Origin of the sequence: Streptosporangium sp. CA-115845, assembly GCF_050943795.1 — a bacterium.
In the GTDB taxonomy this organism is placed as follows: Bacteria; Actinomycetota; Actinomycetes; order Streptosporangiales; family Streptosporangiaceae; genus Streptosporangium.
Map to the genome: position 1 here is coordinate 4,877,048 of NZ_CP191988.1, position 26,552 is coordinate 4,903,599.

The 26,552-nt window shown below is 67.3% G+C and carries 28 protein-coding genes and 3 pseudogenes; 8 read left to right on the forward strand and 23 right to left on the reverse strand.

Annotated elements, in window-relative coordinates; translation table 11 throughout:
* Positions 1–273: 273 nt before the first annotated feature.
* From ACQP0P_RS24460 to ACQP0P_RS24470, 3 genes and pseudogenes are all read right to left on the reverse strand, one after another.
* Positions 274–612, reverse strand: a pseudogene (locus tag ACQP0P_RS24460) (recombinase family protein); the annotation flags it as partial.
* A 32-nt stretch (positions 613–644) separates the two neighbouring features.
* On the reverse strand, positions 645–812 hold the full coding sequence (locus tag ACQP0P_RS24465; RefSeq protein WP_433381396.1) for a hypothetical protein: 168 nt from the start codon (positions 810–812) through the stop codon (positions 645–647).
* Between the two features lie 152 nt (positions 813–964).
* Positions 965–1,627, reverse strand: a complete 663-nt coding sequence (locus ACQP0P_RS24470; protein WP_433381399.1) for a class I SAM-dependent methyltransferase — start codon at positions 1,625–1,627, stop codon at positions 965–967.
* Between the two features lie 152 nt (positions 1,628–1,779).
* Here ACQP0P_RS24470 and ACQP0P_RS24475 point away from each other — a divergent pair, with 152 nt between their 5' ends.
* Positions 1,780–2,091: a hypothetical protein gene (locus tag ACQP0P_RS24475; RefSeq protein WP_433381402.1), complete on the forward strand. Its 312-nt coding sequence runs from the start codon at positions 1,780–1,782 to the stop codon at positions 2,089–2,091.
* 28 nt (positions 2,092–2,119) lie between these two features.
* Here the strand turns inward: ACQP0P_RS24475 and ACQP0P_RS24480 are convergent, their stop codons facing one another.
* The 4 genes from ACQP0P_RS24480 to ACQP0P_RS24495 all read right to left on the reverse strand — a co-directional run bounded on the left by ACQP0P_RS24480 (position 2,120) and on the right by ACQP0P_RS24495 (position 5,089).
* The gene (locus ACQP0P_RS24480) at positions 2,120–3,043 is read right to left on the reverse strand and encodes a recombinase family protein (protein WP_433381404.1); all 924 of its coding nucleotides are present in this window, start codon (positions 3,041–3,043) and stop codon (positions 2,120–2,122) included.
* A gap of 39 nt (positions 3,044–3,082) precedes the next feature.
* Positions 3,083–3,583, reverse strand: coding sequence for a DUF6193 family natural product biosynthesis protein (locus tag ACQP0P_RS24485; protein ID WP_433381407.1), 501 nt, complete (start codon positions 3,581–3,583; stop codon positions 3,083–3,085).
* 434 nt (positions 3,584–4,017) lie between these two features.
* Positions 4,018–4,215: a Tn3 family transposase gene (locus ACQP0P_RS24490; protein WP_433381410.1), complete on the reverse strand. Its 198-nt coding sequence runs from the start codon at positions 4,213–4,215 to the stop codon at positions 4,018–4,020.
* A 148-nt stretch (positions 4,216–4,363) separates the two neighbouring features.
* On the reverse strand, positions 4,364–5,089 hold the full coding sequence (locus ACQP0P_RS24495) for an AraC family transcriptional regulator (protein ID WP_433381413.1): 726 nt from the start codon (positions 5,087–5,089) through the stop codon (positions 4,364–4,366).
* Positions 5,090–5,165: 76 nt separating this feature from the next.
* On the opposite strand from ACQP0P_RS24495, the gene ACQP0P_RS24500 reads away from it, so the two are divergent.
* A complete protein-coding gene (locus ACQP0P_RS24500; protein ID WP_433382059.1) occupies positions 5,166–6,506 on the forward strand; it encodes an MFS transporter in 1,341 nt (446 codons plus the stop codon).
* A gap of 100 nt (positions 6,507–6,606) precedes the next feature.
* Here the strand turns inward: ACQP0P_RS24500 and ACQP0P_RS24505 are convergent, their stop codons facing one another.
* From ACQP0P_RS24505 to ACQP0P_RS24540, 8 genes are all read right to left on the reverse strand, one after another.
* On the reverse strand, positions 6,607–6,939 hold the full coding sequence (locus ACQP0P_RS24505; protein WP_433382062.1) for a hypothetical protein: 333 nt from the start codon (positions 6,937–6,939) through the stop codon (positions 6,607–6,609).
* A 135-nt stretch (positions 6,940–7,074) separates the two neighbouring features.
* A complete protein-coding gene (locus ACQP0P_RS24510) occupies positions 7,075–8,412 on the reverse strand; it encodes a hypothetical protein (RefSeq protein ID WP_433381416.1) in 1,338 nt (445 codons plus the stop codon).
* 38 nt (positions 8,413–8,450) lie between these two features.
* Positions 8,451–9,374 (reverse strand): hypothetical protein, encoded by a 924-nt coding sequence (locus ACQP0P_RS24515; RefSeq protein WP_433381419.1) that lies wholly within the window; start codon positions 9,372–9,374, stop codon positions 8,451–8,453.
* Positions 9,371–9,904 (reverse strand): hypothetical protein, encoded by a 534-nt coding sequence (locus tag ACQP0P_RS24520; RefSeq protein WP_433381422.1) that lies wholly within the window; start codon positions 9,902–9,904, stop codon positions 9,371–9,373. Before ACQP0P_RS24520 ends, ACQP0P_RS24515 begins: the two co-directional genes overlap by 4 nt.
* 521 nt (positions 9,905–10,425) lie before the next feature.
* The gene (locus ACQP0P_RS24525) at positions 10,426–11,205 is read right to left on the reverse strand and encodes a transposase family protein (protein ID WP_433381425.1); all 780 of its coding nucleotides are present in this window, start codon (positions 11,203–11,205) and stop codon (positions 10,426–10,428) included.
* Between the two features lie 60 nt (positions 11,206–11,265).
* Positions 11,266–12,210, reverse strand: coding sequence for a DUF6262 family protein (locus tag ACQP0P_RS24530; RefSeq protein ID WP_433381428.1), 945 nt, complete (start codon positions 12,208–12,210; stop codon positions 11,266–11,268).
* Positions 12,211–12,398: 188 nt separating this feature from the next.
* Entirely contained in the window at positions 12,399–13,049 is a 651-nt protein-coding gene (locus ACQP0P_RS24535; protein WP_433381431.1) for a recombinase family protein, read from the reverse strand.
* A gap of 171 nt (positions 13,050–13,220) precedes the next feature.
* Entirely contained in the window at positions 13,221–13,829 is a 609-nt protein-coding gene (locus tag ACQP0P_RS24540; RefSeq protein ID WP_433381434.1) for a TetR/AcrR family transcriptional regulator, read from the reverse strand.
* Between the two features lie 58 nt (positions 13,830–13,887).
* On the opposite strand from ACQP0P_RS24540, the gene ACQP0P_RS24545 reads away from it, so the two are divergent.
* Both ACQP0P_RS24545 and ACQP0P_RS24550 read left to right on the forward strand, forming a co-directional pair.
* Positions 13,888–14,655, forward strand: coding sequence for an ABC transporter ATP-binding protein (locus tag ACQP0P_RS24545; RefSeq protein WP_433381437.1), 768 nt, complete (start codon positions 13,888–13,890; stop codon positions 14,653–14,655).
* Entirely contained in the window at positions 14,640–16,529 is a 1,890-nt protein-coding gene (locus ACQP0P_RS24550; protein ID WP_433381440.1) for a hypothetical protein, read from the forward strand. Before ACQP0P_RS24545 ends, ACQP0P_RS24550 begins: the two co-directional genes overlap by 16 nt.
* A gap of 2 nt (positions 16,530–16,531) precedes the next feature.
* Here ACQP0P_RS24550 and ACQP0P_RS24555 read toward each other — a convergent pair whose 3' ends face one another.
* The 4 genes and pseudogenes from ACQP0P_RS24555 to ACQP0P_RS24570 all read right to left on the reverse strand — a co-directional run bounded on the left by ACQP0P_RS24555 (position 16,532) and on the right by ACQP0P_RS24570 (position 19,057).
* The gene (locus ACQP0P_RS24555; protein WP_433381443.1) at positions 16,532–16,723 is read right to left on the reverse strand and encodes a hypothetical protein; all 192 of its coding nucleotides are present in this window, start codon (positions 16,721–16,723) and stop codon (positions 16,532–16,534) included.
* A 151-nt stretch (positions 16,724–16,874) separates the two neighbouring features.
* Positions 16,875–18,149, reverse strand: a pseudogene (locus ACQP0P_RS24560) (transposase).
* Between the two features lie 283 nt (positions 18,150–18,432).
* On the reverse strand, positions 18,433–18,771 hold the full coding sequence (locus ACQP0P_RS24565) for a hypothetical protein (RefSeq protein ID WP_433381446.1): 339 nt from the start codon (positions 18,769–18,771) through the stop codon (positions 18,433–18,435).
* Between the two features lie 7 nt (positions 18,772–18,778).
* A complete protein-coding gene (locus ACQP0P_RS24570) occupies positions 18,779–19,057 on the reverse strand; it encodes a DUF4158 domain-containing protein (RefSeq protein ID WP_433381449.1) in 279 nt (92 codons plus the stop codon).
* Positions 19,058–19,220: 163 nt separating this feature from the next.
* Here ACQP0P_RS24570 and ACQP0P_RS24575 point away from each other — a divergent pair.
* A pseudogene (locus tag ACQP0P_RS24575) lies at positions 19,221–19,792 on the forward strand (Tn3 family transposase).
* 270 nt (positions 19,793–20,062) lie between these two features.
* On the opposite strand, the gene ACQP0P_RS24580 reads toward ACQP0P_RS24575, so the two are convergent.
* Positions 20,063–20,653, reverse strand: coding sequence for a TetR/AcrR family transcriptional regulator (locus ACQP0P_RS24580; RefSeq protein ID WP_433381452.1), 591 nt, complete (start codon positions 20,651–20,653; stop codon positions 20,063–20,065).
* A gap of 78 nt (positions 20,654–20,731) precedes the next feature.
* Between ACQP0P_RS24580 and ACQP0P_RS24585 the strand changes: the two genes are divergently transcribed.
* The gene (locus ACQP0P_RS24585) at positions 20,732–21,739 is read left to right on the forward strand and encodes a hypothetical protein (protein WP_433381455.1); all 1,008 of its coding nucleotides are present in this window, start codon (positions 20,732–20,734) and stop codon (positions 21,737–21,739) included.
* A 131-nt stretch (positions 21,740–21,870) separates the two neighbouring features.
* Here ACQP0P_RS24585 and ACQP0P_RS24590 read toward each other — a convergent pair whose 3' ends face one another.
* Both ACQP0P_RS24590 and ACQP0P_RS24595 read right to left on the reverse strand, forming a co-directional pair.
* The gene (locus ACQP0P_RS24590; protein WP_433381458.1) at positions 21,871–22,068 is read right to left on the reverse strand and encodes a hypothetical protein; all 198 of its coding nucleotides are present in this window, start codon (positions 22,066–22,068) and stop codon (positions 21,871–21,873) included.
* Positions 22,069–22,240: 172 nt separating this feature from the next.
* Positions 22,241–23,509, reverse strand: coding sequence for an IS256 family transposase (locus tag ACQP0P_RS24595; protein WP_433382064.1), 1,269 nt, complete (start codon positions 23,507–23,509; stop codon positions 22,241–22,243).
* A gap of 430 nt (positions 23,510–23,939) precedes the next feature.
* Between ACQP0P_RS24595 and ACQP0P_RS24600 the strand changes: the two genes are divergently transcribed.
* Both ACQP0P_RS24600 and ACQP0P_RS24605 read left to right on the forward strand, forming a co-directional pair.
* Entirely contained in the window at positions 23,940–24,362 is a 423-nt protein-coding gene (locus ACQP0P_RS24600; RefSeq protein ID WP_433381461.1) for a DUF4259 domain-containing protein, read from the forward strand.
* A gap of 167 nt (positions 24,363–24,529) precedes the next feature.
* Entirely contained in the window at positions 24,530–24,991 is a 462-nt protein-coding gene (locus ACQP0P_RS24605) for a hypothetical protein (RefSeq protein WP_433381464.1), read from the forward strand.
* A 565-nt stretch (positions 24,992–25,556) separates the two neighbouring features.
* On the opposite strand, the gene ACQP0P_RS24610 is transcribed toward ACQP0P_RS24605, so the two are convergent.
* On the reverse strand, positions 25,557–26,540 hold the full coding sequence (locus ACQP0P_RS24610; protein ID WP_433381467.1) for a hypothetical protein: 984 nt from the start codon (positions 26,538–26,540) through the stop codon (positions 25,557–25,559).
* Positions 26,541–26,552 lie beyond the last annotated feature (12 nt).

The window sequence follows — 26,552 nt, forward strand, 5'->3', positions numbered from 1 at the left end:
GCTGACAATGATCTTGCACAACGTGTGACGGCCAGCTTCGGGGTGTGATCGCCCTACCTGGAGGTTTCTGGCCCGTGGATGATGCGGTGGATGGTGGAGCGTCCCACGCTGTACTCGGTGGCCAGGTCGGCCAGGGACACCTCGCCCTCGGCGTATCGCCGGCGGATGGAGCGCCGGGCGGGGTTCGGGCAGTTTGGGTTGCTTGCCCTTGAGCTTGCCGTTCTTCTTCGCCAGGGCCATGCCCTCGCGGGTGCGCAGGTGCCCGAGGTTGGCCTCGAACTCGGCGACCATGGCGAGGGTCTGCAGGAACAACCGCCCGAACGGGTCGTTCCAGTCGTAGACGGATGCGCCCAGGTCGAACAGGACGCCGCGGCCGGACAGGCCGGTGAGGATCTGGTTGGCCTCGGCCGTGTTGCGGGCGAAGCGGTCGAACTTGGTCACGGTGAACAAGCTGCCGTCCCACACGGCGGCGAGGGCCTGGTCGAGGCCGGCGCGGTTACGGCGGGTGGTGCCGGAGAAGCCGCGGTCGAGTAGATCCGGTCTTCGGGGGCACCGAGGGCCAGGAGTTGGCCTGTCGGTAAGGCTGACCCCACCAGCCGCCATCTGTGACATTCCCGCAGGTGGACAGGGATGTGAGAGGTTATCTACACAGGGAACTGGTCGATGACGCCGTCGTAGGTTTCCTGGGCGGGTCCGAGCGCAATCTTGGAGTAGATCTCCAGCGAGGTGCGGCTGGCGTGGCCGGAGTAGGGCTGGATGAGGGCGTCGTCGATGCCTTGGGACTTGAGCCAGGTGAACAGGAAGTGGGGCATGACGAGCATCGGAACGAAAAGTCCCGTTAGCAGAGCAGCGTTGAGTGGCTTACCGTGACTTTCCGTTCGGATGCGTCTCACGAGAGCGTTTTCGCAGGTCACGGCTTGTGGGTGAGCCGGTGGGGGTCGGCCACCCACGGAGGGCGATCACGTCAGTTTCGGTGGAACGCCCTTACCGCCAGCACCGATGGGACGGGGTGCTCGCGTGGCTCGGAGAGCCGATCGACACTCAGCCCCGCGTCGATGAACGCGTTGATCAGGTCGGGCAGCGGCACGTGGCTCATGCCGACCCGGTCTCGGACCCCGCCTTCGCGCCACCACGGCGAGCGCTTGTGCCAGCCCTTGAGCCGGTAGGTGGGGTGAATGACCACCGCTCCGTCGGTACGGAGCTCGATGTGCGGCCCGTTGAAACCGGGGTGTACCCCGTAGAACAGCAGAAGCCCGCCCGGAAGCAGCACTCGGGCCGCCTCCTTGATCAGCCCGGCGAAGTCGCCGATATCGGTGGAGACCCAGAGCGCGGTGACGGTGCCGAAGGTGTCCGCGGCAAACGGGAGCGTGGTCGCGTTGCCTTGGAGGAGCGGGGCGCCGTCCCTGCGGCGGGCGAGGCGCAACTGGTCGGCTGAGCGGTCGAGGCCGACGACGGTTCGACCAGTGGATCGGATGGCATCGAGGTAGAGGCCGGTGCCGCAGCCGACGTCCAGACACAGGCCTTCACCGGGGCCTAGAAGATCGGCTATGTCAGCGATGTTGGCGGTGGCACCGGGCCCGATGTAGTCGTCGTACCACTCGGCTTGGCCGTCATATCTCGCGGTCATGATTCATTCAAACATCAAGTCCGCGCGGCCCACTGAACAATCATCTCCGCGCGCAACAGCTGTGATGCGCGACTTGGGTGGAGTGGGTCCACACGACGCACGGCGACCTCGCCAGCCCTGGACTGTGGCCGGTGGGCGCTTACGGTGGGGCTATGAGCGATGACGAACCGAAGTTCGGCTACGGCCTGGGGCGGCGGCCGCTGTGGAGCGAGCGCGATCGCGACGCCGAGCGTGTTCGTGACACGTTGCGTGGCACCGGGCTGATGGAGTTCAGCGACGGCCGGAACGACTTCGTGGTCGAGGGCGGAGGGACGGGCCAGCCGTTCCTGGTGGCCTTCACCGGACTCACCAACGGCGCCCGGGAGCAGGTCGGCACCTACGCGGTGGCGTTAAGATCGGCCGGGATGAGGGTCGAGCCGGACTCCGACGACGATCAGAACCTGCAGGTGTGGCTGGTAGCGTGAACGCGCCGGTCACGCCACAGCGGAGCGCTCAGCGGGGACTGCGCCGCCGGCCAGGGTCGGCTTCAGCGGTGATGCGGGCGGCGTAGGCTCGGTGCGCTTTGCGCTCGGCCGGTCCGGCACCGTCGGCAAGGGTGGCGCTTTGCTCCAGCGCGGCGCGATGAAGCGCAAGCGGGGCCGCGAGGCGAACCGAATAACCGTGGCCACGGCGGATGATCTGCCCGGACGCGAGGGCTTGGCGGACGGCTTCGTTGCCGATGGTGCGCAGGTGGTCGGCCAGCAGGCCGGGCAGGTCGAGGGTCACGTCTGGGTCGGGTGCAGGCTCGCCGGTGTCGGCCGGGGCCATGGCGAGGTAGTTGGGCAGTTCGCGGGCACGGGCGGCGTCAAGGACGCGGCGGATGGTTTTGGGGGCGACCTGGTGCCGACGGGCCAGGGCTTTGACGGCGGTGCCCTCCCGGTAGGCCGCCACGACGGCGACCGTCTGTTCGGTGTCGAGAGCAGCGGGGCGGCCGAGGGTCTTGTCGGAGGCTTCAGCGGCTGCGACGCCTTCCCGGGTGTTCTTGCTGATCATGTCGCGCTGGAACTCCAGCACTGCGGCAAGGACCGAGACCATCATCTTGGTGCCGGGGTCGTCGCTGGCCAGGTCGATCCCCGATAGGAGCCCGGATTCGACCCGCAGGTGCAGGCCGCGGCGGATGAGCACGGGGCGCAGGGCGAGGATGTCGGCGACGGAGCGGAACAGGCGGGCGGCGTCGGCGATACGGATGGTGTCGCCGACGGCGGCCTCGTGTAGGAGCCGGGCGAATCCCGCACGGTCCAGGGAGAGCCGGCGGCTGGAGGTGGCGGGGTCCTCATAGATGGGGGCGCCGGCGGCCAGCGGCGCGGCCAGGGCGTGCCGCTGGCGGGCGTCGGTCTGCTTGTCGGTGGAATGCCGAAGATAGATGCGGTCGGCCATGCCCGATCGTGTCCCTTCCCAGGTTGCCCGGTGTTGATTTCAGGAGTCCTGTGCAGGGCCCTCAGAAGGTGTCTGCAGGAGGTCTGCGGGGATTCGGTCGATGGCGATGGCGATCGCTTCGGCGGCTGTGGTGACGTGGTGCAGGACGGGGCTGTTCCGCCACTCTTTGATGGTGTAGTCGCCGGTTCCCCGTGGTGATTCGATCGAGACGAAGGCCGGGGAGAACGGGTAGTGGGGCGTGTCGGAGAAGCTCAGCGCCCAGTGGCTGGTGAAGGGGTAGAGCCTGCGGAGCTTCGGTTCGGCGTGGGCGGATTCGATGAGCGCCTGGTACTGCGGCCAGTCGGCGTCATCGGCGTCCTTCAGTAGCCACTGCCACTCTGAGGCGATGACGTCGGTAACGTTGTTGTCGGGGACCTCGAAACGTCCAGTCAGGAGGTCGAAGGGCGCAGCCTGCCCGATCTCGTCGAGGCCGGCTCCCTCGGCCCAACCGCGGATCACTTGAGGAAGCTCACGGAGGTCCTTGGTGTTACCGCAGATCATGAGCCTGTCGTTGGACGAGCCCCAGATACTCCAGCGCCGTTCGTGATGCCACGCTGCGACGTAGGACGCGTGGCGATGCGGGACGACGCTGGCGATCGTGGCATGACGCAGTGGATCGGACGGGGTGAGGGCCAATGGAAGGGACAGCCTTGGTCAGCGGCCGTGGCTTGGAGTGCTGCGGCGAGGCTGCCGTGGGCGGCCACGTCCGGGTAGAGGACGGCTGGGTCTGGTTCGCGGCTCATGACGTTCCGATCTTCTGCCCGTGCAGCGTGCTGGGGCGGCCATCGTAGGGGGCGAAAAGAGGAGGCGGAAGCCGGGATCGGATCCGATTGGATCGGCGGCTCGTTCCAGCAGGCCGGGCACGGCGTTCTGATTGGATCCGGTGCGGGGGCGGAGTCGACCAATTCCGCCCCCATGATGTTGATCGCCGCCACCTACAAGATGTCGTCCTCCCAATCCGGCTCATCGGGGTTACGCAGCAGCCGGACGCCGGCAGGACCAAGGTCGGGCTGGGCGAAGGAGTAGGTGCTGATCACGTTGATGTGCCGGCGGATGAAGGGCGACAGGCGTGCGACGTCTTCTTCGGCCAGAGGGTGGCCCTCGGCCTTGAGCTGATCGAGTGCCCGGTCCATAAGCACCTACTGCAGCGACGAGGGTCGGTGGGCCTTTCACCGCAACCGTTACCAGCGCTGGCGGCCCGTCGACCACTTAGCCCGTGCTGGACAAGCCGTCAGCGCGTTGCCAGGGTCATCTCCTCGGCTCACGTGGAGAAGATCAAAGTCAACGACTGAGCAGGTAGCGCCGGGGTGTGGTGCCGACGGTGCGGCGGAAGGCGGCCAGGAAGGCGCTCGCCGTGGCGTACCCTACGTCGTGTGCCACCCGCGACACCGGCTGCCCCTCGGCTAGCAGCGGCAGGGCGGCGCGCAGCCGTACCTGCGTGCGCCAGTGGTCGAAGCTCATGCCTGTGTCACGTACGAACAACCGCGTCAACGTCCGTCTGCTCACGCCCGCCGCGCGGGCGTGAGCCTCCAGGCTGCGCGGGTCGGCGGGGTCGGCTAGAAGGGCGGCCGCCACCGCCCGGACGCGCTCGTCGGTGGGTTGCGGCACGTCGATGGGCCGGGTGGGCAGCGGGCGTAGCAGGTCGGGTACCACCGCCTCGGCGCGCAGCCGCGCGTCGTCGGTGAGGTCGGTGCGGGCCAGGTACCCGATCAGCTCGGCCAGCAGGCCGTCGACGCCGACCGCGGTGGGCTCGGGCCAGTCCAGTGGGCAGCGCTCCGGCGCCAGGTACAGGCTGCACAGCACCGCGTCGCGGGTCGCGCCGGTGGCGTGGGTGACACCCACGGGCAGCCACAGAGCTCTGGTGGGCGGCAGGACCCAGTGCACCTCGCCCACTTTGACGCTCAGGACGCCGTGGCGAGTCCAGGCGAGCTGGTGGTGGGTGTGGCTGTGAGGGGGGATCCAGTCCCCTGATGACAGCGGGAAGTGGCCGACGATGATTGCACCCATGTCCTCCATGCGACATAGTCTGGCCTCATCGCGGATTGTGGCCAAATGCGGCAGATCATAGCGTCGTCGGGTGCCAATGATTGTGTTGTGTCTTGTCCAGTTCATGCTCGTGCTCGATGACACCGTCGTGAACGTGGCCCTGCCCAGCATCCGCGATGAGCTGGGCTTCAGCGCGTCCGGGTTGCCCTGGGTCGTCAACGCCTACTTTCTGGCCTTCGGCGGGCTGCTGCTGCTGTGCGGCCGGATGGCGGATCTGCTGGGCCGCCGTCGCGTCTTCCTCATCGGGGTGGCGCTGTTCGGGGTGGCCAGCCTGGCCTGCGGGCTGGCGCAGGAGCCGTGGCAGCTCGTGATCGGGCGGTTTGTGCAAGGCGCGGGTTCTGCGATGGCCAGCCCTGCCGCGATGTCGATGATCACGTTGTTGTATCCGGGGCCAGAGGAGCGGGCCAAGGCGCTGGGCGTCTGGGGCGGTATCGCGGCCCTGGGCGGGACCTCGGGCCTGGTGCTGTCCGGGGCGCTGACCGACCTGGTGTCCTGGCGCGGGATCTTCCTGATCAACCTGCCCATCGTCGCCGTGGCCCTGGCGTTGCTCCCGCGCTTGGTCCCCGAGTCCCGCGCCCCCGGCCGACGCCGCCTCGACGTTCCCGGCGCGGTCCTGGTTACCGGTGCTGCGGTGTCGCTGGTGTATGGGCTGCTGCGGACCGGAGAGACCGGCTGGAGCGATCCGATCGTCATCGGGGCCGTCGTGTTCTCCGCCGCCTTGGCGGCGGCGTTCCTGGTGGTGGAGTCGCGGGCGGCGGCGCCGCTGGTGCCCGCATCGTTCCTGGCCTCGCGGACGCGGGCGGTCGCCAACGGCGCGACCCTGCTGTTCTCGATGGCGATGTACGCGATGTCGTTCCTGCTGATGATCCAGGTGCAGACCGTTCTGGGCTACAGCCCGTTCCTGGCCGGCATTGCCTACCTGCCCTACGGCGCCGGCATCCTGGCAGGCATGTGGCTGTCCTCCCGCCTCTCGCTCAGGACCGGGACGCGCTGGGCGCTTCTGCTGGCGTTCTTGGTCAACATCGCCGGCCTGCTGCTGCTGTCCGGCGTGGCGGCGGGCGACTCCTACATCGCCCACGTACTGCCCGGCATGCTCATACTGAGTGTGGGCAACGGGCTGAGCCTGCCTGTTATGGCGGTGGCCGCGGTCGACGGCACCACCGAGGAGGACGCCGGCCTCGGCTCGGCCCTGTTCACCTCCGTTCAGCAGGTCGGCGGTGCCGTCGGGGTGGCCGCGCTGGCCATCATGGGCTACTCAGGCGGGCTCACGGCGGGCGCGGTCTGCGTGGCGCTCGGCGCTGTGATCATCGTCGTGCTGCTGCCGTCGCGTGCAAGCGGCCCGCGGCAACCAGTTGGACGCGACTCCTCCGCTCCCTGAAGGGAGCGGCTTCTCGCTAAGCCGCTTGCGCAGCGTCATGGACGATCCAGGCGAAGGCCGGGCGCTTCGCCCTACACAACGGCCTCTCTCAATCAGCTATTTATAAAAGACCGAAGATCAAGATCATTTTCATCGCCATGGCTGACCAGGGCGATGACGACCGGGCCCGTGAAGACCACATGCATGAACGACGATCTACACCCCGGGCACACCACGCCGCGCGTCCCGGCCGGCCTGCGCTCACCGAGTGCGGTCCGGCCCGGCGCCGCAGCTCGGCCTCCTGCGCCGCGAGGTGGGCCTGCCAGACCTCGACCGCCTCGACGGGCAGCAGCGCCGCGGCGTTGCGCTGCGGGCAGCGCCGACGCAACACCACCGGCTCGCCCGCCCCGGCCCGCTCGACGAGCTCGGCCAGCCGCGCCCTGGCCTCTCGGATCCCGAGGCCTCGCCCGGCGGGTCGGGCTCCTCACTGATGTCCGCCTTGTACACGCCTGGCATCGTGTCGGCCCCGCCGCGGCCCGCGCGACCAAACCCGGGCAGCGGGCCGCGACCGGGGGTCCCGGGCGGAGTGCTAGGGGATGCGGTTGGCGCCTGCGGGAGTGTCGGCGCCGACGGGGGTGGGGGCGGTGAGGCGGTCGGACTGGCAGCGCTGCTTTTCGAATGCGGTCATCGGACCGGTGCGCTGGTAGATGCGGTCGGAGAGATCGGTGGAGGGGTGGTCCAGGACGGTGTACAGGCGCCACTGGGTGTGTGGGTCGGCGGGAGCCGGGTTGGAGGTGAACCAGCCTTCGGCGCGCCGGCGACCGGCCTGGGTCTCGATCCACGAGACCTCCGAGGGCTGGAAGATCTCGGTGACGCTACGGGTGAGGGAGGGGTTCCAGTCGGGGGCGGTCGCGGACCCGGTGGTGAACTGCTGGGCCATGATGGTGGGGGTCGCGCCGCCGGGCAGTCCGGCGCCTGCGGGCAGGTCGCCGTAGGAGCGTCCGGTGAGGGTGACCGGGCGGGTGCGGGTGAGGGCGTTGCGGGTGCAGTTGATGTAGGTGTCGCCGTTGACCTGCGCGGGCTCGTAGTAGGAGTAGGAGTAGGTCTCGTCCGGGGTGAAGACGCAGTTGTTCCGGGCGGCGGCGCAGTAGTTCACCGCATCGGCCACCGTCCTGCGGTCATTGCCGTAGAAGGCCTCGGAGGGCGGCAGGGCGTTCTTCGGGATGGTCTTGTCCACGGGCGGCGGGATGTGGACCGCCCGCACGTCGGCGATCATGGGACCGCAGTTGGTGCCTGCGTTGGCCGGGGCGGCTACCTGGGAGGTGAAGGTGAGCAGCGGCTCGTTCTCACCGGCGGTGAAGGTGTAGGTCTGCCCGATGCGCCAGGCGCCCTTGCCGAGGGTGTTGGCCTTCTTGTCCGGGTCCGGGGCGGTGTTTCGATCGCTGACCGCACCGCCCGCGCCTTCGACGGTGTAGGGCTGGCCGGCGGCGACGGCCGCCGGGGTGCACTGGGGGGCGACGCCGGGGCTGTCGTCGAAGGTGACGGTGACCTGCGCGCCGGCGCGAACCCCGCGCAGCCGCTGCTTGAACGAGTGGGTAGCGGCGACCGGAGAGCGAAGCAGCACGGCCGCCTTCCCGTCCGGATGTCCGGAGTTGGTGCCAAGGTAACGCAGGACGCCGTAGGACGTGCCGGCCCCGTTGGTCCCCCCCGCAGACCAGCCGTGGACATACGGCGTCGGCACGTGACTCGCGGCGGTGCCGGTGAAGGCGGGCAGGGCGAAGTCACCGTTGATGACGGCGACGGGTTCGCCGCCGGGCTGGTCGGCGTGTGAGGGCTGCACGGTGGTGGACAGGCCCAGGCACAGGGCGCCGCCGATGACGGCGACCCGGACCGCACCGGTCCGGCCCGAGACGTGCGGTGTCTTCATGATGATCTCCATGGGATGGGTGTGCTCTGACGGGACGGTCAGGAACGCTCGGCGGTGAGCACGGTGTGCTTCTTCAGTCGTGAGCCCTGAGGCAGCACGGGGACGGCCCAGAGCCCGGTGCTGTGGGCCAGGCGGGGGGCGCCGCCCGTGCCGGTCCTGCCCGGGGGCCGCAGCCGGTCGCAGGTGTTGCCGGGCACGGTGAAGGTGTTGGCGACGAAGGTGCTGGTGTTGACGGTGGAGGGGCCGTCGACGACGACGTCGCGCACCAGGAGCCCGCCGCCGACGGTGAGCTTGCCCGCGACCCGCTGCATGGCGGCGCTGGCTCCGAACACCAGGGCGTCGCCGTGGCGGACGACGGCCTTGTAGGTGGTGGACTCGGTGTGCTCCCTGGTCCAGCCGCGCTGGTAGTGGAGTTTGAAGGCTCCTTCGAAAGCGCCCTTGACCCCGAGCGAACCGCCCAGCTTGCCACTGCCGGTGGCACCGCCCTTGGCTCCGACCTGGGCCGAGGGGCCCTGCGCCTTGTTCGGGGTGTCGAAGTTTCCGTGACCTTCGGCGTTCACTCCGGCGGAGACCTCGCCGGAGGCGTTGATCTGCCCTTCCACCGAGATGTTGCCGGTGATCTCGCCTCCGAGGTTGTCGGTGCTGCCGGTCTGGAGAGTGATCATGCGGGTCATCTCGATCGGGTCCTGGGTGCAGTTGATGACCGCGTTGCCGAGGGACTTGACGGCGCTGTAGTACTCCTGGGATGCCGCCGGGTCGATCTGGAATCGGCAGTTACCGGGATTCGCGGCACAGCGCTCGGTCACCTGGCTCGTCGAGGGCAGCGGCTTGTCGCCGTCGAAGGCCTGTGCGGTGGGCACCTCGGGCTGAGGGTCAGCGAACGCGGCCGAGGGTGCGAGCGCGACCAGGGCGGCGGCCGAGAGCAGCGACATCCGGCGGATGCGGGTGTTCATGGTGATCACGGGTTCATCAGCTCGCAAACGTTGGTCAGCAGGGCGGAGTCGTCGGAGGCGGTGATCGCGGCGGGAAGAGCCGACGCGAACGTGTCACACGTCTCGTCCATGACCGAGGCGGCGTTGTCCGACGGCGCGGGCTGGAAACCGTTCAGTGCCTGCTGGACGGTGTCCATGCCCTTGCGTTGCTCGGCACCGTCACCGGTGAGGTTCTCCATGCACTGCTTGGATCCCGGAGGGCACTCGGCGATTTTCTCCTTGGCCGCGGCGATGTCGTCCTTGGCCGCGTCGATGTCCTTCTGGGCGTTTTCGCGGTCGGAGTTGACGCTGTCCCGTTCCTTCGCCGGTGCGCCGCACGGCTTGGGTTCCCCGCCGGGACAGGGCTCCTCCGGCTCCGTGGGAGGAGCCGGAGGCTGAACGATATCGCTGGGGGAGGCAACGCTCGTCGCCGCGGCCGCGGGGGCGAGAACGCAGACGGCGGCGATGGCCAATGCCGAGGTGAGCATGACGAAGGAGCCAGATAGGTGGATGCTGCGCATGTTCTTCTTTCGGTGAGTCGCGCGACTCGGGTGTCACGCCTCGATGAGATGCGTGCACAAAGTAGCGGTCCATCTACGCACAGTCATGATCGCCGCGCCTGACTTGTTCGCCGGTTTACGCGTGAGGGATCGAACGCCGCCCACACTCGTCTCGTTGAGCGGCTTCCCGTCAACCTGTCGTTGGCCGACCTTTCCACTGGTCGCGGCCGGGAACAGTCTGCCGAGAACGCGCCGGGCGCATGTAGTGGATAACAGGCCCTTATCCAGTACATGCCGCCGAGCTGGACGGCGTAGACCTGCGAGGGCGCCGAGACCGCGGTCACGCGACCAGAGCACGTTATCCGGTACATCGAGATCGGCTGTGGGTTCTGGGTGTAGGATCCGCGTTCCGATGTCACATGGCGAGTCCGTGAGCTGGGCGTTCCGCTGAGTCCGCGCTCCGTGTCATTTCCCTGAGCGGGGTGCTGTTCTCCTGCAGCGCTGCCTCCAATTCCTCTTCGGATGCCTTCAGTGAGCCATTTTCATCGTGAGTAGCGGTCGTCTTCGGTGTGTTGGAGGACGGTGATCGCGGCGATGATGGCGGTGGCGTGGTGCGGGCTGCAGCGCAGCTTGGTCAGGATCTTCCAGGTCTTGAGGACAGCGACGGCGCGTTCGCCCAGAGCGCGGATCTTCGCGTGGTGGCGGTTGACCTGTTTCTGCCGGGCGGACAGCTTCGGTCGCTGAGGTTGGCGTTTGAACGGGGTCCAGACAGTGCCGCCGGCGCCTTGGTAGCCCTTGCCGGCGAAGGTCATCACCCGCGCTGTGGTCAGGGCGTCGATCAGGCCGTGGCTGCGGGCCGTGGTCAGGTCGTGGACCGCGCCGGGCAGCGCCGGCGAGGCCCATACCAGCCGGCCCGCCGGGTCGGCCAGGATCTGGACGTTGACGCCGTGCCGGCGGTGCTTGCCGGAGTGGTACGGCCGTTGGTCGGCGACCCGGTCGATCGGGACCGGCGTGCCGTCGATGATCGCGTAGGCCAGCCGGGTGGCCCGAGCCGCCGCCCGGGCCAGGTCCCACGCGTGCCCGGCGAGCAGGTCGATCGCCTCGCGCAGATACCTCCAGACGGTGCTGACCGACACCGCGAACCCGGCCGCCAACCGGGTGAGGGTGTCGCCGTTGCGCAGGTGCGCCAACGTCATCAACGCCTGCTCGTGGGCCGGCAGCCGCCACCGACCGCCCAGCACGGCTCGTCGGCCCCGGATCAGCTCACTAAGGCGGGTCAGGCTGCGGGTGGACAGAGGGATGCTGGCAACATAGGTGAGCAACGAGACTCCCGGACAGGGCTGTCGTTCTTGGTCGACCGCTGTCCTACCGGGAGTCTCGTCCTATCTGGAGCACCGACACGCCGCCCGACCAGGCCCCAAGCCCACTCCGCCACGATGAAAATGGCTCAGTGCCTCTCGCAACCGATCACGTTCGGCTTCGACCTCCCGTAGTCGGGCTGTTCCCGCCTTGAGCCGGTCGCGTTCCGCGCGCAGGGTTCTGAGCTCGGCTGTGGCCAGTTCCAGGTCGGCCGCCAGCGCTTCGGCCGAGGTGCCTGAGCCCAGTTCGGCCTCGCGAACGGGCCTGCCTTGTTTCTCGATCGCTTCCTCGATGTGCTCGCGCAGTCCCTCGGCGTATACCAGCCAGTTCGAGACGCGGGCAGTGCGAGCGAGTTTGAGGAAGGTGATTTTCTCTCCGGCCTCGGACATCTCCTCGAGGGTCTTGAGTACTCGGCCTCGCTTGATCTCGCTGTCGCGCGCTCTGGCCTCACGCAGCACCTGGGCCGGGGTCCGTTTGACGGTGGCTCCGTCCGACGTCCTGTCGCGGACCTCGTCTAAGGAGGTGACGTCGGCGTCCCTGGGCATGGGGTCCTCGACTCCTTCGCAGCGATCTGGTCGGTGCTGCGCCCAGAGCCGCCCTGGCGTCGGGTGTTTGGGTTCGAAGGCGAGTCTGAGGTGCTCGGGGGTGGTGCCGAGCGCATTGGCGGCGGCTGTTGGTGAGAGGTGGCTTCTGATCAGCTTGGCTGCGCCTTCGGCGTCAGGCAGGAGCATGTCTCGGCCAGCGAGGTCGAGGTGGTCGACCAGCGCCAGGGGCGGAGACCAGGTGACGGGCTCGCCGATGCCGTGCGAGGCCAGGTAGGAGGCGGCGTGTTCGTCGAGAGCGGCCAGGAGCGACGGCGTCAAGATGACCGGCAGGTTCCAGATCTTGTCGGTGGAGTCCAGGTTCAGGAAGCCAGAGGGTGAGTAGAGGGCTGAGCCGGTCATGCGCTGGTAGAGGTATCGGCGCACTGCCGGGAGTCGGTACTGGTCGGCGGGAGGCGTTTCGGTTCGGCGGCGGATGTCGGTCCAGGTGGCCTCGGGCAGCAGGTCCGGGGCTGAGGAACAGCGGTACGGCCGTTATCGGTGAGATTGATCTTGGTGGTCGCGATGCCTGCCACCGGTGTGTCATCTGCCCCGAACGAGGAATCTTTCCGAGGTCAGGCCTTCTTGATAGGGGTCATCGTGTGCTGTCCTGAGCGGAGCTCTTGGAGATCGGGGATGTGGTTGTAGAGGGTGCCAACCGAGAAGCCCAGCAGCTTGGCGATCGAGGTGACGGAGCGCTCGGGGTCCGGGAGTAGGTCTCGGGCGGCCTTGAGGAGATCGGCGTCGACGACGGTGCGGCCGCGAGCCTTGGCGGCGGCCAGGCCTTCGTGGGTGCCGGCCACTATGAGTTCGCGGATGAACTCGGCCAAGGCGGCGAAGACGTGAAAGACGAGTCGGCCGCCGGGGGTCGTGGTGTCGAGCTGCTCGTGCAGGCTGGTGAAGCCGACCTCGCGGCGGCGCAGGTCGCCGACCATGGCGATGCGGTCGTGCAGGGAGCGGCCGTAGCGGGCCAGTTCGGGCACGACCAGGGTGTCGCCGGCGGACAGGAAGGCGTGGCAGGCCGCGAGTTCTGGGCGCTGGGCGTTCTTGCCGGACTTCTTGTCGGCGAAGATCTTGCGGCAGCCGGCGGTGGTCAGGGCGTCGATCTGGCGGTCCAGGCTCTGGCCGCGGGTGGAGACGCGGGCGTAGCCGATGCGGATCTCGGAGCGGACGGCGGGGAAGGCGGCGAGGAAGTCCTCGGGAAGGTCCGGAAGGGCGGCCGTCACTCCTGGATTCTCTCAACAAACGGTGTCCGGGGTAGTTGAAGAAACCAGGTTATTGAAGCGAGTTTTTGAAGGCTGTCCGCCCAGGTCGCCCTTCCCGGCCGCGGAGGCTTCAATAAACGAGCGTTTTCTGAAGGAGATGCGCTGCGCTGGTGCCCGACTCGGAGAAGAGACTCAATCTCTTGGTCTCATCCCGACGAGGAGGGCTTCGAGAACGCGGTCGACGTAGGTATGTGTCAGCTGTTCGTGGGTGATCAGGAACTGGAAGTACAGCGGCCCGGACAGGATGGCCATCGCCAGGTCCAGGTCGAAGTTGGGTGAGATCTGCCCCTGCTCGCGTGCTTTTTCCAGCCGGGCGACGGTCTTGGCTTCCTGCGGGGCGATGAAGCGCTCGTTGAGCGCGACGGCGACCTGGGGATCATTTTGAGCTTCGCCTACGAGCGCCCGGTACAGCGGGCCAAGTGGCGGCCGGCCCAGCAGGTTGATAGCCGCGTGGATCTGGGTGCGCAGGTCGGCGACGATGTCGCCGGTGTCGGGGTAGTCCAGTTCCGGTTCGTTCAACGACAGGAGGGAATCGAGGAACAGGGCCCCTTTGGACGGCCAGCGCCGGTAGATCGTGTGCTTGCCGACACTGGCGCGGGTGGCGACCGCTTCGATGCTGAGTTTGGCGTAGCCGATCTCCTGGCCCAGTTCCAGGGTGGTCCGCATGATGGCCGTGGTCCGGTCGGCGCTCTTCGCCCTCACCCTGTCACCGTAGCAGAACGGCACGTGCCGTATTGACATCTTGGACTAGATTCCTTCATCCTCCATCCAGCACGGCACGTGCCGTGCTGGATGGAGGATGGGCATGGAGGAATCAACGGCGCTACGGCTGGCGGGACTGACCAAGACGTTCGGCCGCAAACGCGTCGTGGACCACATCGAACTGGAGGTGCCGAGCGGCTCGTTCTTCGGCCTGGTCGGCCCCAACGGAGCCGGCAAGACCACCTCGCTGTCGATGGCGGTGGGTTTGCTCCGGCCGGATGCGGGCCGCGCCGAGATCTTCGGTGTTGACGTGTGGGCGGACGCCGTACGGGCCAAGAAGCTGATCGGTGTGCTGCCCGACGGGTTGGCGATGCCCGAGAGGCTGACCGGCCAGGAACTGCTGCGCTTCACCGGTCTGCTGCGTGGCATGGAGCGTTCGACGGTCGATCGCCGGGCGGAGGAGTTGCTGGACACCCTCGGGCTGGAGGCGGCCGAGCGGACTCTGGTGATGGAGTACTCGACCGGCATGCGCAAGAAGATCGGTCTTGCCTCCGCCCTGCTGCACGCGCCGAAGCTGCTGGTCCTCGATGAGCCGCTGGAAGCGGTCGATCCGGTGAGCGCGGCGACCATCAAGGTGATCCTGCGCCGGTTCGTGCACGGTGGTGGGACGGTGGTGCTGTCCAGCCATGTGATGGCCCTGGTGGAGCAGTTGTGCGACCACGTGGCGGTGATCGACGCGGGCCAGGTCGTCGCGTCGGGTCCGTTGGCGCGGGTGCGGGGTGGGTTGAGTCTGGAGGAGCGGTTCGTGAGTTTGGTCGGTGGCCAGCTGCCCGAGATGGAGGAGTTGGCGTGGTTGGCGTCCTGATCCGGATGAAGCTGGCCGTCCAGCGCAATTCCATGAGCGGGCAGCGCGCCGCTCAGATGATCTTCGGTGGTGGGGTGGGCCTGGCGCTCGCTGGCGCGGTCGTGCTGCTCGCCGGTCGGGACTATCCGGTGGCGTCGCTGCGGTTCGACCTGCTCGGTGCAGCGCTGGCGGTCTGGACGGCCGGCTGGCTCGTGGGGCCTGCTCTGTTCGGCGGCGGGGATGAGACTCTGCGCCCCGAGTATTTTTCTCTGCAGGCGATGTCCCCGCGCGTGTTGACCATCGGCCTGGCCGCCGCCTCCTTCATCGGCGTCGCACCGGCGGTGACCGTGGTGGCGCTGGCCGGACTGGTGGTCGTGGCGACCGGGTTCGGGGCGACGGCGGTCGCGGTGGTGGCGGTCATCCTCCAACTCGCCTTCACCGTGATCGCCTCCCGGCTGGTCACCGCCGCCCTCGGCCAGGTCATGCGGTCACGCACAGGTGCCGCGCTGGCGGCTCTGGTCAGTGCGGCGGTTCTGGCCGCTCTTCACTCGGGTTGGGTGCTGTCGCCGCTGGCCGGCGCGATGCTGGACACCGGGTTCCCCGGCGTGGTCGCCGGCTGGGTGCGCGCCCTTCCCTCGGGCTGGGGTCTGACCGCCGTCGAAGCGGCGGCCCGCGGTGACTGGCTGGTGGCCGCGGCCGCGCTGGCGGGCCTGGCCGCACTCGGCGTGGGGTGTCTGTACGGCTGGGCCGTACTGATCCAGCGGCGGCTGACCACCCGGCGCGCCAGCGGGCGCCCCGCCCGGGCCGCCACCGACCGGTGGGTACGCGGCCCGGTCACCGCGGTCGCCGCCCGCGAGCTGCGCACCTACACCCGCGACCTGCAACGCTTCCACTTCGTCTGCTTCGCCCTGGCGTACGCGCTGGTCTTCTGCCTTTTGCCGCTGGCCGCCGGCACGACGGTGTTCCTACCGTGGACCGGGCTGCTGTTCGCGGTGTGGGTCGCGGCAATCTCCGCCAACCTCTACGGCGACGATGGGACCGAACTGTGGGCCAAGATCATGATCCCGGGTGCGATTCGGTACGATGTGCGCGGCCGACAGCTCGGCTGGCTCCTTATCGCCGCGCCGCCCACCGTGCTGCTGACCGTCGGCTTGGTCGTCGCCTCCGGCCACCATGAGGTCTGGCTGTGGCTGGCTGCGCTGATTCCCGCCGTCTTGGGCGGCGGAGCGGGGGGCACCGTGCTGGTGTCGGTCCTGCGTCCGGTTCCGCTGGGCGATCCGCACCGCCGGGGCGGCAATCTGCTGGACAACGGCACCGATTTCGCTCAGGTCCTGCTGATGCTGATCCTGACCGCGGCCAGCGCCACACCGGCCTTCCTAGCCGTACGGCAGGGCCCCATCTGGGCCGGACCACTGGTGGGCGTAGCCAGCGGGGTGAGCCTGGCGTGGCTGCTGGGCCAGATCGCGATCGCTCGGCTCCAGAGCATCGCCCCCGATCTCCTGCTGCGTCTGCGCTCCGGCACCCGGCCGGAACGCAAACGCCCGACGATCATCGCGGCCGGCCTTCCTGGAAGGCCCGCAGGCCTGCAGCAGCGACCCCAGCCTGATCTGGGTCTGCGTCGACTCGGCCTCGACCTCGCCCCCGCCGGGCGACGGGCCTATGTCGTCGCCAGCTTGACCCTGTGCTGGGTACCCCTGGTGGCGCAAGGCGTGGTACCCGCGATCATGCTCTCCACTGGAGAGATCAACCGTTCGTGGTTCGTGGCACTGCACTTGCCGGAAAGCCTCCAATGGCCGACGATCATTGTGATGATCGTCATCGGACTTGTCCTGCTCACCACCGGTCTGGGAATCGGGCTCCACTACCTGGCCAGATCACGCCGACCCGTCGCATAGCGCTACCGGGCAAACAACTGGTGTCCTCGGGCGGCCAGCTGCACGGCAGAGCGGTCGACCTCGGCCAGAGCGGGGTTGACGGCTTCCGGCTGGTGGAGCAGGTCGTCGGTGGCGTATGCGCCGAAGCAACTGATGTCTAATCCGACACCACCACGAAGGCCACCAAGATCAATTCCTGCCTTTTTGGGGGCCACGTTCGAGAGCGGAGGGCTTGAACCACGGCCAGGGAGGTCGACGCGACCTGCTGCAGCCCACCTCCTGCCGAACCTGTTTCCATCGAGGCCCTCGGCCGTCGTGCAGGACGGGACCACCCGCGCCTGCTGAGCCCAGAAGGCCCCTTGCCTCTTAGTCGAGATCCTCCTCGGCGTCGCGAGCCGCTGGATCACGCAGCGGCCGCAACCCCTCGCCCGGCTGGGAGGCGGCGAAACTGTAGCGGCCCAGGAGATTGATGTGCCGCTGGCTCAGCGGCGACAGCCGGGCCACATCCTCATCCAGAACCTCACGTTCCTTGGGCGGGTGGGCGCGCAGGTGCGTCACGGCCGCGTCCAAGTAGCGGCTGTTCCACAGCACGATCGCGTTGAGCACCAGGCCGAGTGAGCCGAGCTGGTCTTCCTGCCCCTCGCGGTAGGCCTGGTGGATACGGCCGCGCCGGCCGTGGCAGACGTCCCGCGCCAGGGTGTGGCGGGCTTCTTGAATCGTCAGCTGCCGGTTGACCCGGTGCCGGTAGGTGTCATCGACCGGGTCGATCACCGCCAACAGGTGCAGGGTCTTGGCGATCCGACCGTACTCGGCGAACGCCTGCCCGAGCGGGGTGGGACGATCGTCAGGGCCGAACATGCGCAGCAGGTCATAGGCCCTCACCTGGTTGGTGATCAGAGATCCGGCCACGCGGAGCATGTCCGGCCACCACGTGGTGATCTTCTTGGTGTTGATCCTGTTACGCGCCAGCGCCCCCAGCGGCCCGTAGATTCCGCGCGGCCCCTCGGCCAGGTCGGCGAAGCGCGGCGAGAAGCGGTAGCCGAGGATGTCGAACACGCCGAAGACCATGTCGGAGTAGGAGGCGTCGTCGGTGGTGACCATCTCCGGTTTCACTCAGCCGTCCAGATTCAGCAGGGCGTTCAAAATGTGCAGGCTGTCACGCGGGGTGCCGGCCACGACCATCTGCCCGATACCCGACACTTGGTCGTTGATCGCGTTCAGCCAGGTGATACCGCGCTTGAAGTGGAGGTACTTGGGCGACGGGCCGGAGTTGATGCTGTGCTTGGGCACGATGAAACGCGGCCCGTCCACCGAGGCGAGCAAACCGCCGCCCCACGACCGTACGATCGGCACCGCCGACTGGGCGCCGATCAGTGCCGCGTTGGCTACGGCGAGGGTGTCGCCACGGAGGTAGTACTGGTCCACGTGAGCCAGCCGGTCACGGGTCAACGCCCGGTAGTGCGGGTTGATCACAGGCGTGAGGCCGATGTTGCACGCCTCGCTGACCAGCAGGGCGACCAGAGAAGTGGGCAGGTCGTCCATGCGGGTCCCGCCGTCGCCCAGGTGGACGAAGGCGTCCAGGAATCCGGTCCAGGCGTTCACCTCGAACAACAGGTCCGGCAGGTCGATACGCGGCAGCATCGCCGAAGTGGTCGCGCGCAGCCAGCGACTCGCTTTCGCCCAGCGCACCCAGGCGTTCCACGTTCAGCTTGGGCCCGCCCCTGTCGGAGGCGACGATGGAGACCTTGGCCTCCTCGCCGGCTTCTTTCAGCCGCTCGGCCATCTGCAGCCAGGCAGCGTCCAGCGCCGTGACCCGCTCGGCCAGATGCTCAGCCACCGGCGCCTCCAAGTTCAGCCCGGCCAGCACATCCTCGCGGACCGCCTGCCAGGCCGGGCCATCCAGCAGCCGGGCGCGAGGGTCGGATCAGCGGTGGGAGGGAGCGGCGTAGATGTCACGCCGGTGCAGAGCCTTGACCAGGTGCTCCAACACACACATCACGTACGCGTCGCGATCGACCGAGCCAGTGGGCAGATCCGGATTGGCGTAGACAGCGCGCCGCCACATCGGCGGCACCAACTTCTCGTCGATCTCCTTGGACAGCAGCGGCTTTTGTTTGATCTTCCGCCGCGCCAAGACCGGCAATCGCTTCACCGCTGCCAGCACCCGCCTGCCACCGGAGGCGGCGCCCAGCGCAGCCGAGTCACCCAGCAGCGTCAGGAACGGCCGGACGGTGTTGTATCGCTCCGTCAAGGACTGACGCATCCGGCTGTCACCGTCGTCGACATCGGGACCGATGAGCGTTCACCGGCCACGGCACATCCAAGGGAACTTCCAGAAAAAGGCCGACGTAGCGCACCGTGCAGAGCTGCAAAGCGAAGCCGATTTGATGTGACCGGGTTCGGCGCAGCGCGATCAAGTCCCGATCGACGTCATCGAGGTAGAAGAACCGTTCCAGCTCCGATCGCATCGGCACCTCGGCGAACGTCCCATACGCCGCAGCCTGCTCATCTGTCAGAAATTCCACCGGCACGGCGCGGACGATATCCATCCAGATCCACGCCCGAGGACGCGGTGATCGAGCCGATGCCGGGCCGGACCGGTCCAACCAAGAACAAGATCAATCTCACCGATAGCGGCTGTACCGCTGTTCCTCAGCCCCGGACTCCAATCTGATGACCGAGTTTCACGCCCGCTACGGCGGCTACGGCGTGATGATCTACTGGCACGTCGACAAGGGTCGGCTGTGCATCTACTCCCAGCTCAAGGCATGCTCCTCCAGCGAGGTCGCGGCAATGATCGAGGGGCTGCTGCGGCACGGCACCGACGCCGACATCGGGGCCAACTACACCGACACCCACGGCGCCAGCCTGGTCGGATTCGCCTTCACCGAACTACTCGGCTTCAAGCTCCTGCCTCGGCTGAAGAACATCGGCGCAATCCAGATGTACGCCCCGTCGGCCAACCAGGCGCCGTGGCCGAAGCTGGAGAAGGTGCTGAAGAAACGCCCGATCGACTGGGACCTGATCGCCCGCGACTACGACCAGTTGATCAAGTACGCGACCGCCCTGCGGCTGCGGACTAACGAGGCCGACCAGGTGCTGCGCCGCTTCTTGAAGGCCAGCAGCCCGTCTATCTCGCGCTCGAAGAACTCGGCCGGGTGATCCGCACGATCTTCGCCTGCGACTATCTCGCCGACGAAGGGCTCAGGCGGGAGATCAACAGCGGGCTGCAGGTGGTCGAGAACTGGAACTCCGCCAACGACAAGATCTTCTACGGGCGGTAAGGCGTCCTCACCGGCGCTGACCGCGAGCACGCCGAGGTCTCCATGCTCGCCCTGCACCTGCTCCAGGTAGCGGCCCGCCCAGACGGACAGGCTGTCGGCGGCCTGGCCGGCGGCTGTGCGCAGCCGCCGGCCAGGCCCACCCCCACGACCAGGACGTCCACTGTCTGCATACCCTGCGACGCTAGGCGCGCCGTGCCCGCCGGGGCGACCGTTTGCACGGGGCCCACCCGATACCTCCACAGCACCACCACACAACGGGCCGCGACAGCGTCAGTCCTGGGCTCCGGCGTCGATGCTGCCGACGGTCAGGTCGATCAGCGCCGCGATGGCCTCGGCGACGGTGGCCCGCCCCCGGTTCAGCTCCGCGGCGATCGCCTCGGCCGCGCCGAGCGCGCCGGCGCAGCGCAGCCGGAGGGCTTCCCGCGTGAGGCCGGAGTACGGCCGCAGGGCGGTGGCCATCAGGTCCGTGTAGTCGTCGAGCAGTTCGCGCTCGATCGCCTCCATCTCCTGGTCCCCCTTGAGTGCGGCCGAGACGGCGGTCCACTCCGGCATGTCGGTGGCGCAGGCGAAGTAGGCGGCGCTCAGGACGCGGGCGATCTCGCGGGGGACGGCCGGGGCATCTCGCAGGGCCTCCTTCGAGGCGGTCCGGTGCCGCTCGTCGAGCCGCCGGTAGAGTGCGATCAGCAGGCCGGGGCGGGTGCCGAAGTGGTCGTAGACGATCGGCCTGCTCACTCCGGCGGCCTCCGCCAGGCTGAGCAGCGTGAGGCTGTCGGTGCCGTGGGCGCGCACGATCGCCATGGCGGTGTCGAGCAGTTGCTCCCGCCTGGCCGGCTTGGACAGGCGAGTCGATCCCGTGGTCATCGTCCTCCCTTGCGTTGCCTCTCAGCATAAGCTACAAAATGTAAGTTACAGAATGTAGGTTAGTGAGAGGACATCACCGTGGAGCACTCCGTACTGATCATGGGCGGATCCGGCCAGGCGGGCGCGGGGACCGCAGCCCTCCTGCGCCGGTGGCACCCGGAACTGCCGCTGACGATCGCGGGCCGCGATCTCGGCCGCGCCCGCCGGGTCGCCGACGAGCTCGGCGCCGCGACAGCCGTGACCATCGATCTGCGGCGAGGCGACCTCGGCCTCCAGCGGACCGACAGCTACTCGGCGATCGTGGCAACGGTGTGGGACAGCCACCTGAACGGACTGCGTTACGCACAGGACCGCGGCCTGCCGTACGTCAGCATCTCCAGCGGCCTGGTCGACATCGGCCCCGAGGTCGTCGCCGCCGGCCTGCGAGCCGGCGCGGCGCCGATCCTGCTGGCCAGCCACTGGTACGCCGGGCTCGTCGTCCTCGCGGTGCTCGACCTCGCCAGAGAGTACGACCGGATCGACACCATCGAGGTCAGCGGCGTACTGGACGAACAGGACAGCGGCGGGCCCGCGGCCACGGCGGACATGGCACGCCTGCTGGCCGCCACCTCGGCGGGGCACGTCCGCCGCGACGGCGTCTTCGGCTGGGTCAGCGGCCCCGATGCGCAGGTGGAGGTCACCAGCGTCGACGGCGCCGTGCTGCCCGGCCAGATCGTCCCCATCCTCGACGTGCCGAGCCTGGCCGTCGCGACGGGCGCGCCCAACGTCCGCTTCGCGTTCGCGATCGGCGAATCCGCGGGCCGGCGCCGCGGCGGACCCGCGTCCACGGAGGTCAAGATCGACCTCGAAGGCGTGGACCGCGCGGGCGCACCACTGAGGACGAGCCGCTACCTCCTCCACCCGGAGGGGCAGCGCCCCCTGACGGCGCTCGGCGTCGCCCTCGGCGTCGAACGGCTGCTCGGCCTGCGCGGCGACCCCGCGCCGCCCGGCATCCACACCCCCGAGGCGTTGATCGACCCCGCCTACGCGGCCGAGCGGATGACAGAGATCGGCGCCACCTTCGCCGACGCACGAGACGATCACTGACTCCGCCGATCGAGAATCGCGGACGGCGCACCCGTGAGATGACCTGGTTCATGATGGCTCTGCCAGGTACGGGCCGCCCTGCCGAGCCCCATCGGGGTGGATGAGGCCCACACCCGGCTGATCTTCGGCGATCAGCCGGCCAGTGCCTGCAGCAGGCGTTCTCGCTGTTGCCTGGTCAATCCGCCGACCCGGCGCTTCTCAACCACCCCCGACACGCTGGTCGTACCGGACTTCATGGCGGCCAACAGCGCGCTACGCGCCGTGCGAGCCTGGGCAGCCTTCTCCAAGGCCTTCGCCCGCTGCTGCGGCGTCATCGTCGGCACTGCCATCAGAACTGCCGTCCCACCCTGTAGATCGACTGCTCGAACTCCTGCGCCACACGCTCCGACCGCAGGTCAACAGCCATCGTCCCGCAGAGCGTCAAATCATGTGACACTAACCCCGGCTCATCGTTCCCCTAGGGTGTGTCCAGTTAACGGTGTAACTCAGTTTTGATTGGTTCTATCGGGAGGTCGGGGTCAGACGGCCTTCGAAGGTGATCGCGAAGGCGTTGAGCGCGGCCTTCCACCGGTTGACCCAGCGCTTGCGGCCCTTCCCGGTCGGGTCCAGGCTCATGATCGCCATGTAGACGCACTTGAGCGCGGCCTGCTCGTTCGGGAAGTGGCCGCGTGCCTTGACCGCGCGGCGGATCCGGGCGTTGACCGACTCGATCGCGTTGGTGGAGCAGATCACCCGGCGGATCTCGGCGTCGAAGTTGAGGAAGGGCACGAACTCGGCCCAGGCGTCCTCCCACAGCTTGACGATCGCCGGATAACGCCCGCCCCAGGTCTCGGCGAACTCATGGAACCGCTCCAAAGCGGCGGCCTCGGTCGGGGCGGTGTAGATCGGCCGCAGCGCCTTGGCGATCGCGTCCCAGTGCCGGCGGGCGGCGTAACGGAAGGAGGCTCGCAGCAGGTGCACCACACAGGTCTGCACGACAGCCCGGGGCCAGACCTGCTCGATCGCCTGCGGCAGGCCCTTAAGCCCGTCGCAGACCACCATCAGCGCATCGCCGGCGCCGCGATTCTTGATCTCGGTGAGCACGTGCAGCCAGAATTTCGCACCCTCACCGCCCTCCCCGGCCCACAAACCGAGGATGTCGCGCTCGCCGTCGACGGTGACCGCCAACGCCACGTAGACGGGCCTGTTGGCGACCTGGCCGTCACGGATCTTCACGTGGATCGCATCGATGAAGATCACCGGATAGACGGCATCGAGTGGCCGGTTCTGCCACTCGGCCATCCCCTCCAAGACCTTGTCGGTGATGGTGGAGATGGTCTGCCTGGAGACCTCGGCGCCGTAGACCTCGGCCAGATGCGCGGAGATCTCCCCGGTGGTCAGCCCCTTGGCGGCCGGCGAGATGACCATCTCGTCGACGCCTGAGAGCCGCCGCTGCCACTTGCGCACGATCTTCGGCTCGAAGCTGCCGTCCCGGTCTCGTGGAACGGTGATCTCCACCGGCCCGACATCGGTCAGCACGGTCTTGGACCGAGTGCCGTTGCGGGAGTTGCCCGTCTGACTGCCGGCCCGCTCGTGCTTGTCATAGCCGAGGTGATCGGTGATCTCGCCTTCCAGCGCCGATTCCAGCACCAGCTTCGTCAGCCGGCCCAGCAGCCCGTTCTCGCCCACCAGGTCCAGGCCCTCGGCGCGGGCCTGGTCGACCAGCCGGCCGACCAGCTCGCGATCCGACGCCTTGTCTTTCCGCGTCACCGCGGCTTCCTCCAGGTCCATGTCTGCGGATGCCTGAATCACAGTACTCATCAGGTGTATCTCCTTGATCAGGAGTTACACCGAAAACCGTACAGTCCCGAAAAACGTCGGAATGTCGACGACAAATATTAATACCCGGGTCACGGCTTCTATGAAGCCGTATCACGCAGTTGGATCTAAAGGTTACGGCCCAAATGATGTGGCGAACGTGACATGGTTCGAACTGCCGCCGGGAGTAACATCCGTAACGGCGCGACGCATTGAGCAGAGCGTGATGGAAGGCTGGAAGTCGCAAGGCGTTACACTTCTTAACCGAAGAGACCCAGAGTTCTACGTGCCGTTCGGGGGTTATATCCCTTAGGGCAAGAGATGACCCGGCTCATGCTGAGTACAACAGCATGAGCCGGGTTCGCCGTAGGCGCTGCTGCGCCACTCGTGATCGGAGGCTGACATGGGAACGTGGGGCGCAGGCCCGTTCGACAGCGACACGGCACTAGATCTGCTAGATGCGGTTAGCGGACTCCCTCAAAGCGAACGGCTTGAATCTATCGTAGGTACACTGAATTCTGGCATGTCGGAGGGCCCTTCTGCCATATCTTCAGTGACTCCAGAAGAGGTAATAGCGGCAGCATCAATAGTTGCGGCAAATTTGCCGAGCGGGGAGTCCTTCCCGTGGAACGGTGAAGTTTCAGGTATTTCTGAATGGCTACCCAAGCCGGTCCCGGCCGCTGTAGTTGAAACTGCACTTCGCGCACTAGACGCAGCGCTTCCTTCCGATGGTTGGTGGTGGGAGAGCTGGATAGATGCTTCAGAAAAAGCTCAGATCCAAGACTCGCTGGAACAAATCCGAAGCGTATTACGAGGCCTGAATTAATGATTCCGAATCCCCGCCGCGGTAGATTCGGCGCGCCTCAGGGAAGCGATGGCCTCGTGTGGCAGGGCGATGCGGCGTTTGGAGCTGGGGGGTAACGGCATCCTCGACCAGATCGGCGAGCATCCGTGGCAACGCTGAGGCGCAGGTATCGAACACAGAAGGTACTCATGTCCAACAAGCAGCAGGTAGAAGCGGCTTTGGACCTCGCCAGAGGGCTCCTCGACGAGCCACCTTTGTTCACCTCTCAGGTCTCGGATTTGATAGGACTGGTGCGTCGTTACTCGGCGATCGAGTTCGATATACCTGGATTGCCAGATGTAGACGAGTACCTCTTTCAATACGGAAAGGTGAGCTGGTTTTCCGAGCCAACCTTTGTTCTCAGCCTGGTTCGCCAGCTCGAAGTTATCGACTCGTCTGGAGAGCACGAGTACTACGTTCAGATACAGTTCGAATTCGGATACCCATTGGATAATGAACTCGAGTCTGCCGGGAGTCACACTGAATGGTGGTTCCCAGAGGATGGGATATCTCTCGATGCATGGCTGGAGTCCGTGAACCGAGCTTCAATTATGAATATCCTTACTCAAAAGACGCCGCGAGAGTTCGAAGTCTGGCAAGACCAGACTTAAGTCTTGAAGGGTGGTAACCCTGAAGCCCCGCCGAGTTTATTTCGGCGGGGCTTCAGAGCTGTTTGACGGCTACAGAGACCTGATCGTTTTCTGACGGCTACGTTTCGGACGCCGCGAGAAATCCATGATCATATGTCGTGTCGGCGCGAGGGCGACGCTCTGAGAGAGCCGCTGGCGGACGAACAGCGCAGTGCCGGTGTAAGAGGATGTTCGCGGGCGTGCGGCCCGGAGAGCACCGCTCAGCGCTCCGGCTGCCTGCAATCCGGATATCGGAGCAGGATTCGGACAGCCGGAGGCCGGGTGAGCTCAGTCACCGGGCTCCGGCTGGGGCCAGGTGGTCGTTGACGTCGGCGATGAGTGCATCGCCCCGGGGTGCCGCCAGCGGTGCTGAACAGCAGACTGATGTTCACCGCACCCCGGGGCGAGCGCTACGGGCTCTCGGCCGCAGCATCGCGGAGAGGCGTCAAGCTCCTCACCGGTGTGGGTTCTCATTTGATCTGGCGAGAGCGACCTCACTGACCTGTGGCTCGCCAGTTGTGTTCGTCTGACCAGCTGACGCTGCTTCTCATCTGAAGTGGCGAGTTTCCGGGAACGGCTTAGGGAACCACTGCTTCTGCTGCTCAACTTGGTGGTTGCGTCGGATGGTGGCGAATCTGCGCCTATGGGCATCGACCCACCTGGTAAGCGCGTCGCGGTGTCCCCAGAGAAGTCGGTAGTCGGATCGAGCGCTTGGCTGAGGTGTATCGCCCAGGTGGTGAGCGACGCGGCGATAGAAACTGTCGAGTTCCCATTTGTTGACCATGGCGACATGGCGACGCCAGGACAGATCGGTGAGGATCTCGGTGAGTGCGACGGCTTCGGGGAAGCTCACAACGGGCTGTCGGATGGCCCCGGGGATGCCGAGGGCTTCGGCTCTGACGTGCCATCGCTTGATGGTCGCGGGTAGCTGCCCCGCAGGATGTTCTGCCCAGTCTCGGGTGATATGCCATGCCTCATGCAGGATCTTGGTGACCCGGCCCGGGTCGGGGTCGTCTGCCAGGAGCCGCTTGTAGCGGTGATCGGCGGCGATGATGTCGCTGGCGCGGGACAAGTCGTACTGGGTGGTCTCGGAGAAGGTCCCCAACCAGCGCCGGTGACGACGGCAAAGAAGTGGATCATCTGGTGCGCGGATCAGGGCCGTCCCCGGGGTGGGGCCGCTGGCTCTGCGGAGCAGGCAGAGTCGGCAAGCGGGTCGGGGCCGGGGAAAGGGGACGTAGTAGTAGACGGCTGGACGATCAGCCGGCAGCCGATGTGAGCGGTGAAAGGGCATCCCCATGCTCAGCGCGGGCAGGGCCTTGTGAAGGCGGTCGAGTGAGATGCCGGCGTAGGTCGCGAGGCGGTCGATGGCGTGGTCATTGAGGCAGGCATCGCGGGTGAACAGGTGGTAGCCGGTGCCGTAGCGGTGTTCACCGATGGCGCGCAAGATAGCGGTGGGGAGTAGGTCGTTGGCCTCGGCCAGGCGGCGGGCGTAGGAGGGGACGGTCTCTCCGCCGATCGGGCGGACCCTCACGGGCAGAGGCCG

Excerpts from the sequence above, each read along its gene's own strand:
- ACQP0P_RS24605 (WP_433381464.1), top strand. The coding sequence starts at position 24,530 with ATGTCCAACAAGCAGCAGGTAGAAGCGGCTTTGGACCTCGCCAGAGGG.
- ACQP0P_RS24570 (WP_433381449.1), bottom strand. The coding sequence starts at position 19,057 with ATGGATATCGTCCGCGCCGTGCCGGTGGAATTTCTGACAGATGAGCAG.
- ACQP0P_RS24470 (WP_433381399.1), bottom strand. The coding sequence starts at position 1,627 with ATGACCGCGAGATATGACGGCCAAGCCGAGTGGTACGACGACTACATC.
- ACQP0P_RS24580 (WP_433381452.1), bottom strand. The coding sequence starts at position 20,653 with ATGACCACGGGATCGACTCGCCTGTCCAAGCCGGCCAGGCGGGAGCAA.
- ACQP0P_RS24480 (WP_433381404.1), bottom strand. The coding sequence starts at position 3,043 with ATGGCCGACCGCATCTATCTTCGGCATTCCACCGACAAGCAGACCGAC.
- ACQP0P_RS24475 (WP_433381402.1), top strand. The coding sequence starts at position 1,780 with ATGAGCGATGACGAACCGAAGTTCGGCTACGGCCTGGGGCGGCGGCCG.
- ACQP0P_RS24600 (WP_433381461.1), top strand. The coding sequence starts at position 23,940 with ATGGGAACGTGGGGCGCAGGCCCGTTCGACAGCGACACGGCACTAGAT.
- ACQP0P_RS24490 (WP_433381410.1), bottom strand. The coding sequence starts at position 4,215 with ATGGACCGGGCACTCGATCAGCTCAAGGCCGAGGGCCACCCTCTGGCC.
- ACQP0P_RS24485 (WP_433381407.1), bottom strand. The coding sequence starts at position 3,583 with ATGATCTGCGGTAACACCAAGGACCTCCGTGAGCTTCCTCAAGTGATC.
- ACQP0P_RS24465 (WP_433381396.1), bottom strand. The coding sequence starts at position 812 with ATGCCCCACTTCCTGTTCACCTGGCTCAAGTCCCAAGGCATCGACGAC.
- ACQP0P_RS24565 (WP_433381446.1), bottom strand. The coding sequence starts at position 18,771 with ATGCGTCAGTCCTTGACGGAGCGATACAACACCGTCCGGCCGTTCCTG.
- ACQP0P_RS24495 (WP_433381413.1), bottom strand. The coding sequence starts at position 5,089 with ATGGGTGCAATCATCGTCGGCCACTTCCCGCTGTCATCAGGGGACTGG.
- ACQP0P_RS24545 (WP_433381437.1), top strand. The coding sequence starts at position 13,888 with ATGGGCATGGAGGAATCAACGGCGCTACGGCTGGCGGGACTGACCAAG.
- ACQP0P_RS24520 (WP_433381422.1), bottom strand. The coding sequence starts at position 9,904 with ATGCGCAGCATCCACCTATCTGGCTCCTTCGTCATGCTCACCTCGGCA.
- ACQP0P_RS24590 (WP_433381458.1), bottom strand. The coding sequence starts at position 22,068 with ATGGCAGTGCCGACGATGACGCCGCAGCAGCGGGCGAAGGCCTTGGAG.
- ACQP0P_RS24500 (WP_433382059.1), top strand. The coding sequence starts at position 5,166 with ATGATTGTGTTGTGTCTTGTCCAGTTCATGCTCGTGCTCGATGACACC.
- ACQP0P_RS24510 (WP_433381416.1), bottom strand. The coding sequence starts at position 8,412 with ATGAAGACACCGCACGTCTCGGGCCGGACCGGTGCGGTCCGGGTCGCC.
- ACQP0P_RS24595 (WP_433382064.1), bottom strand. The coding sequence starts at position 23,509 with ATGGACCTGGAGGAAGCCGCGGTGACGCGGAAAGACAAGGCGTCGGAT.
- ACQP0P_RS24540 (WP_433381434.1), bottom strand. The coding sequence starts at position 13,829 with ATGTCAATACGGCACGTGCCGTTCTGCTACGGTGACAGGGTGAGGGCG.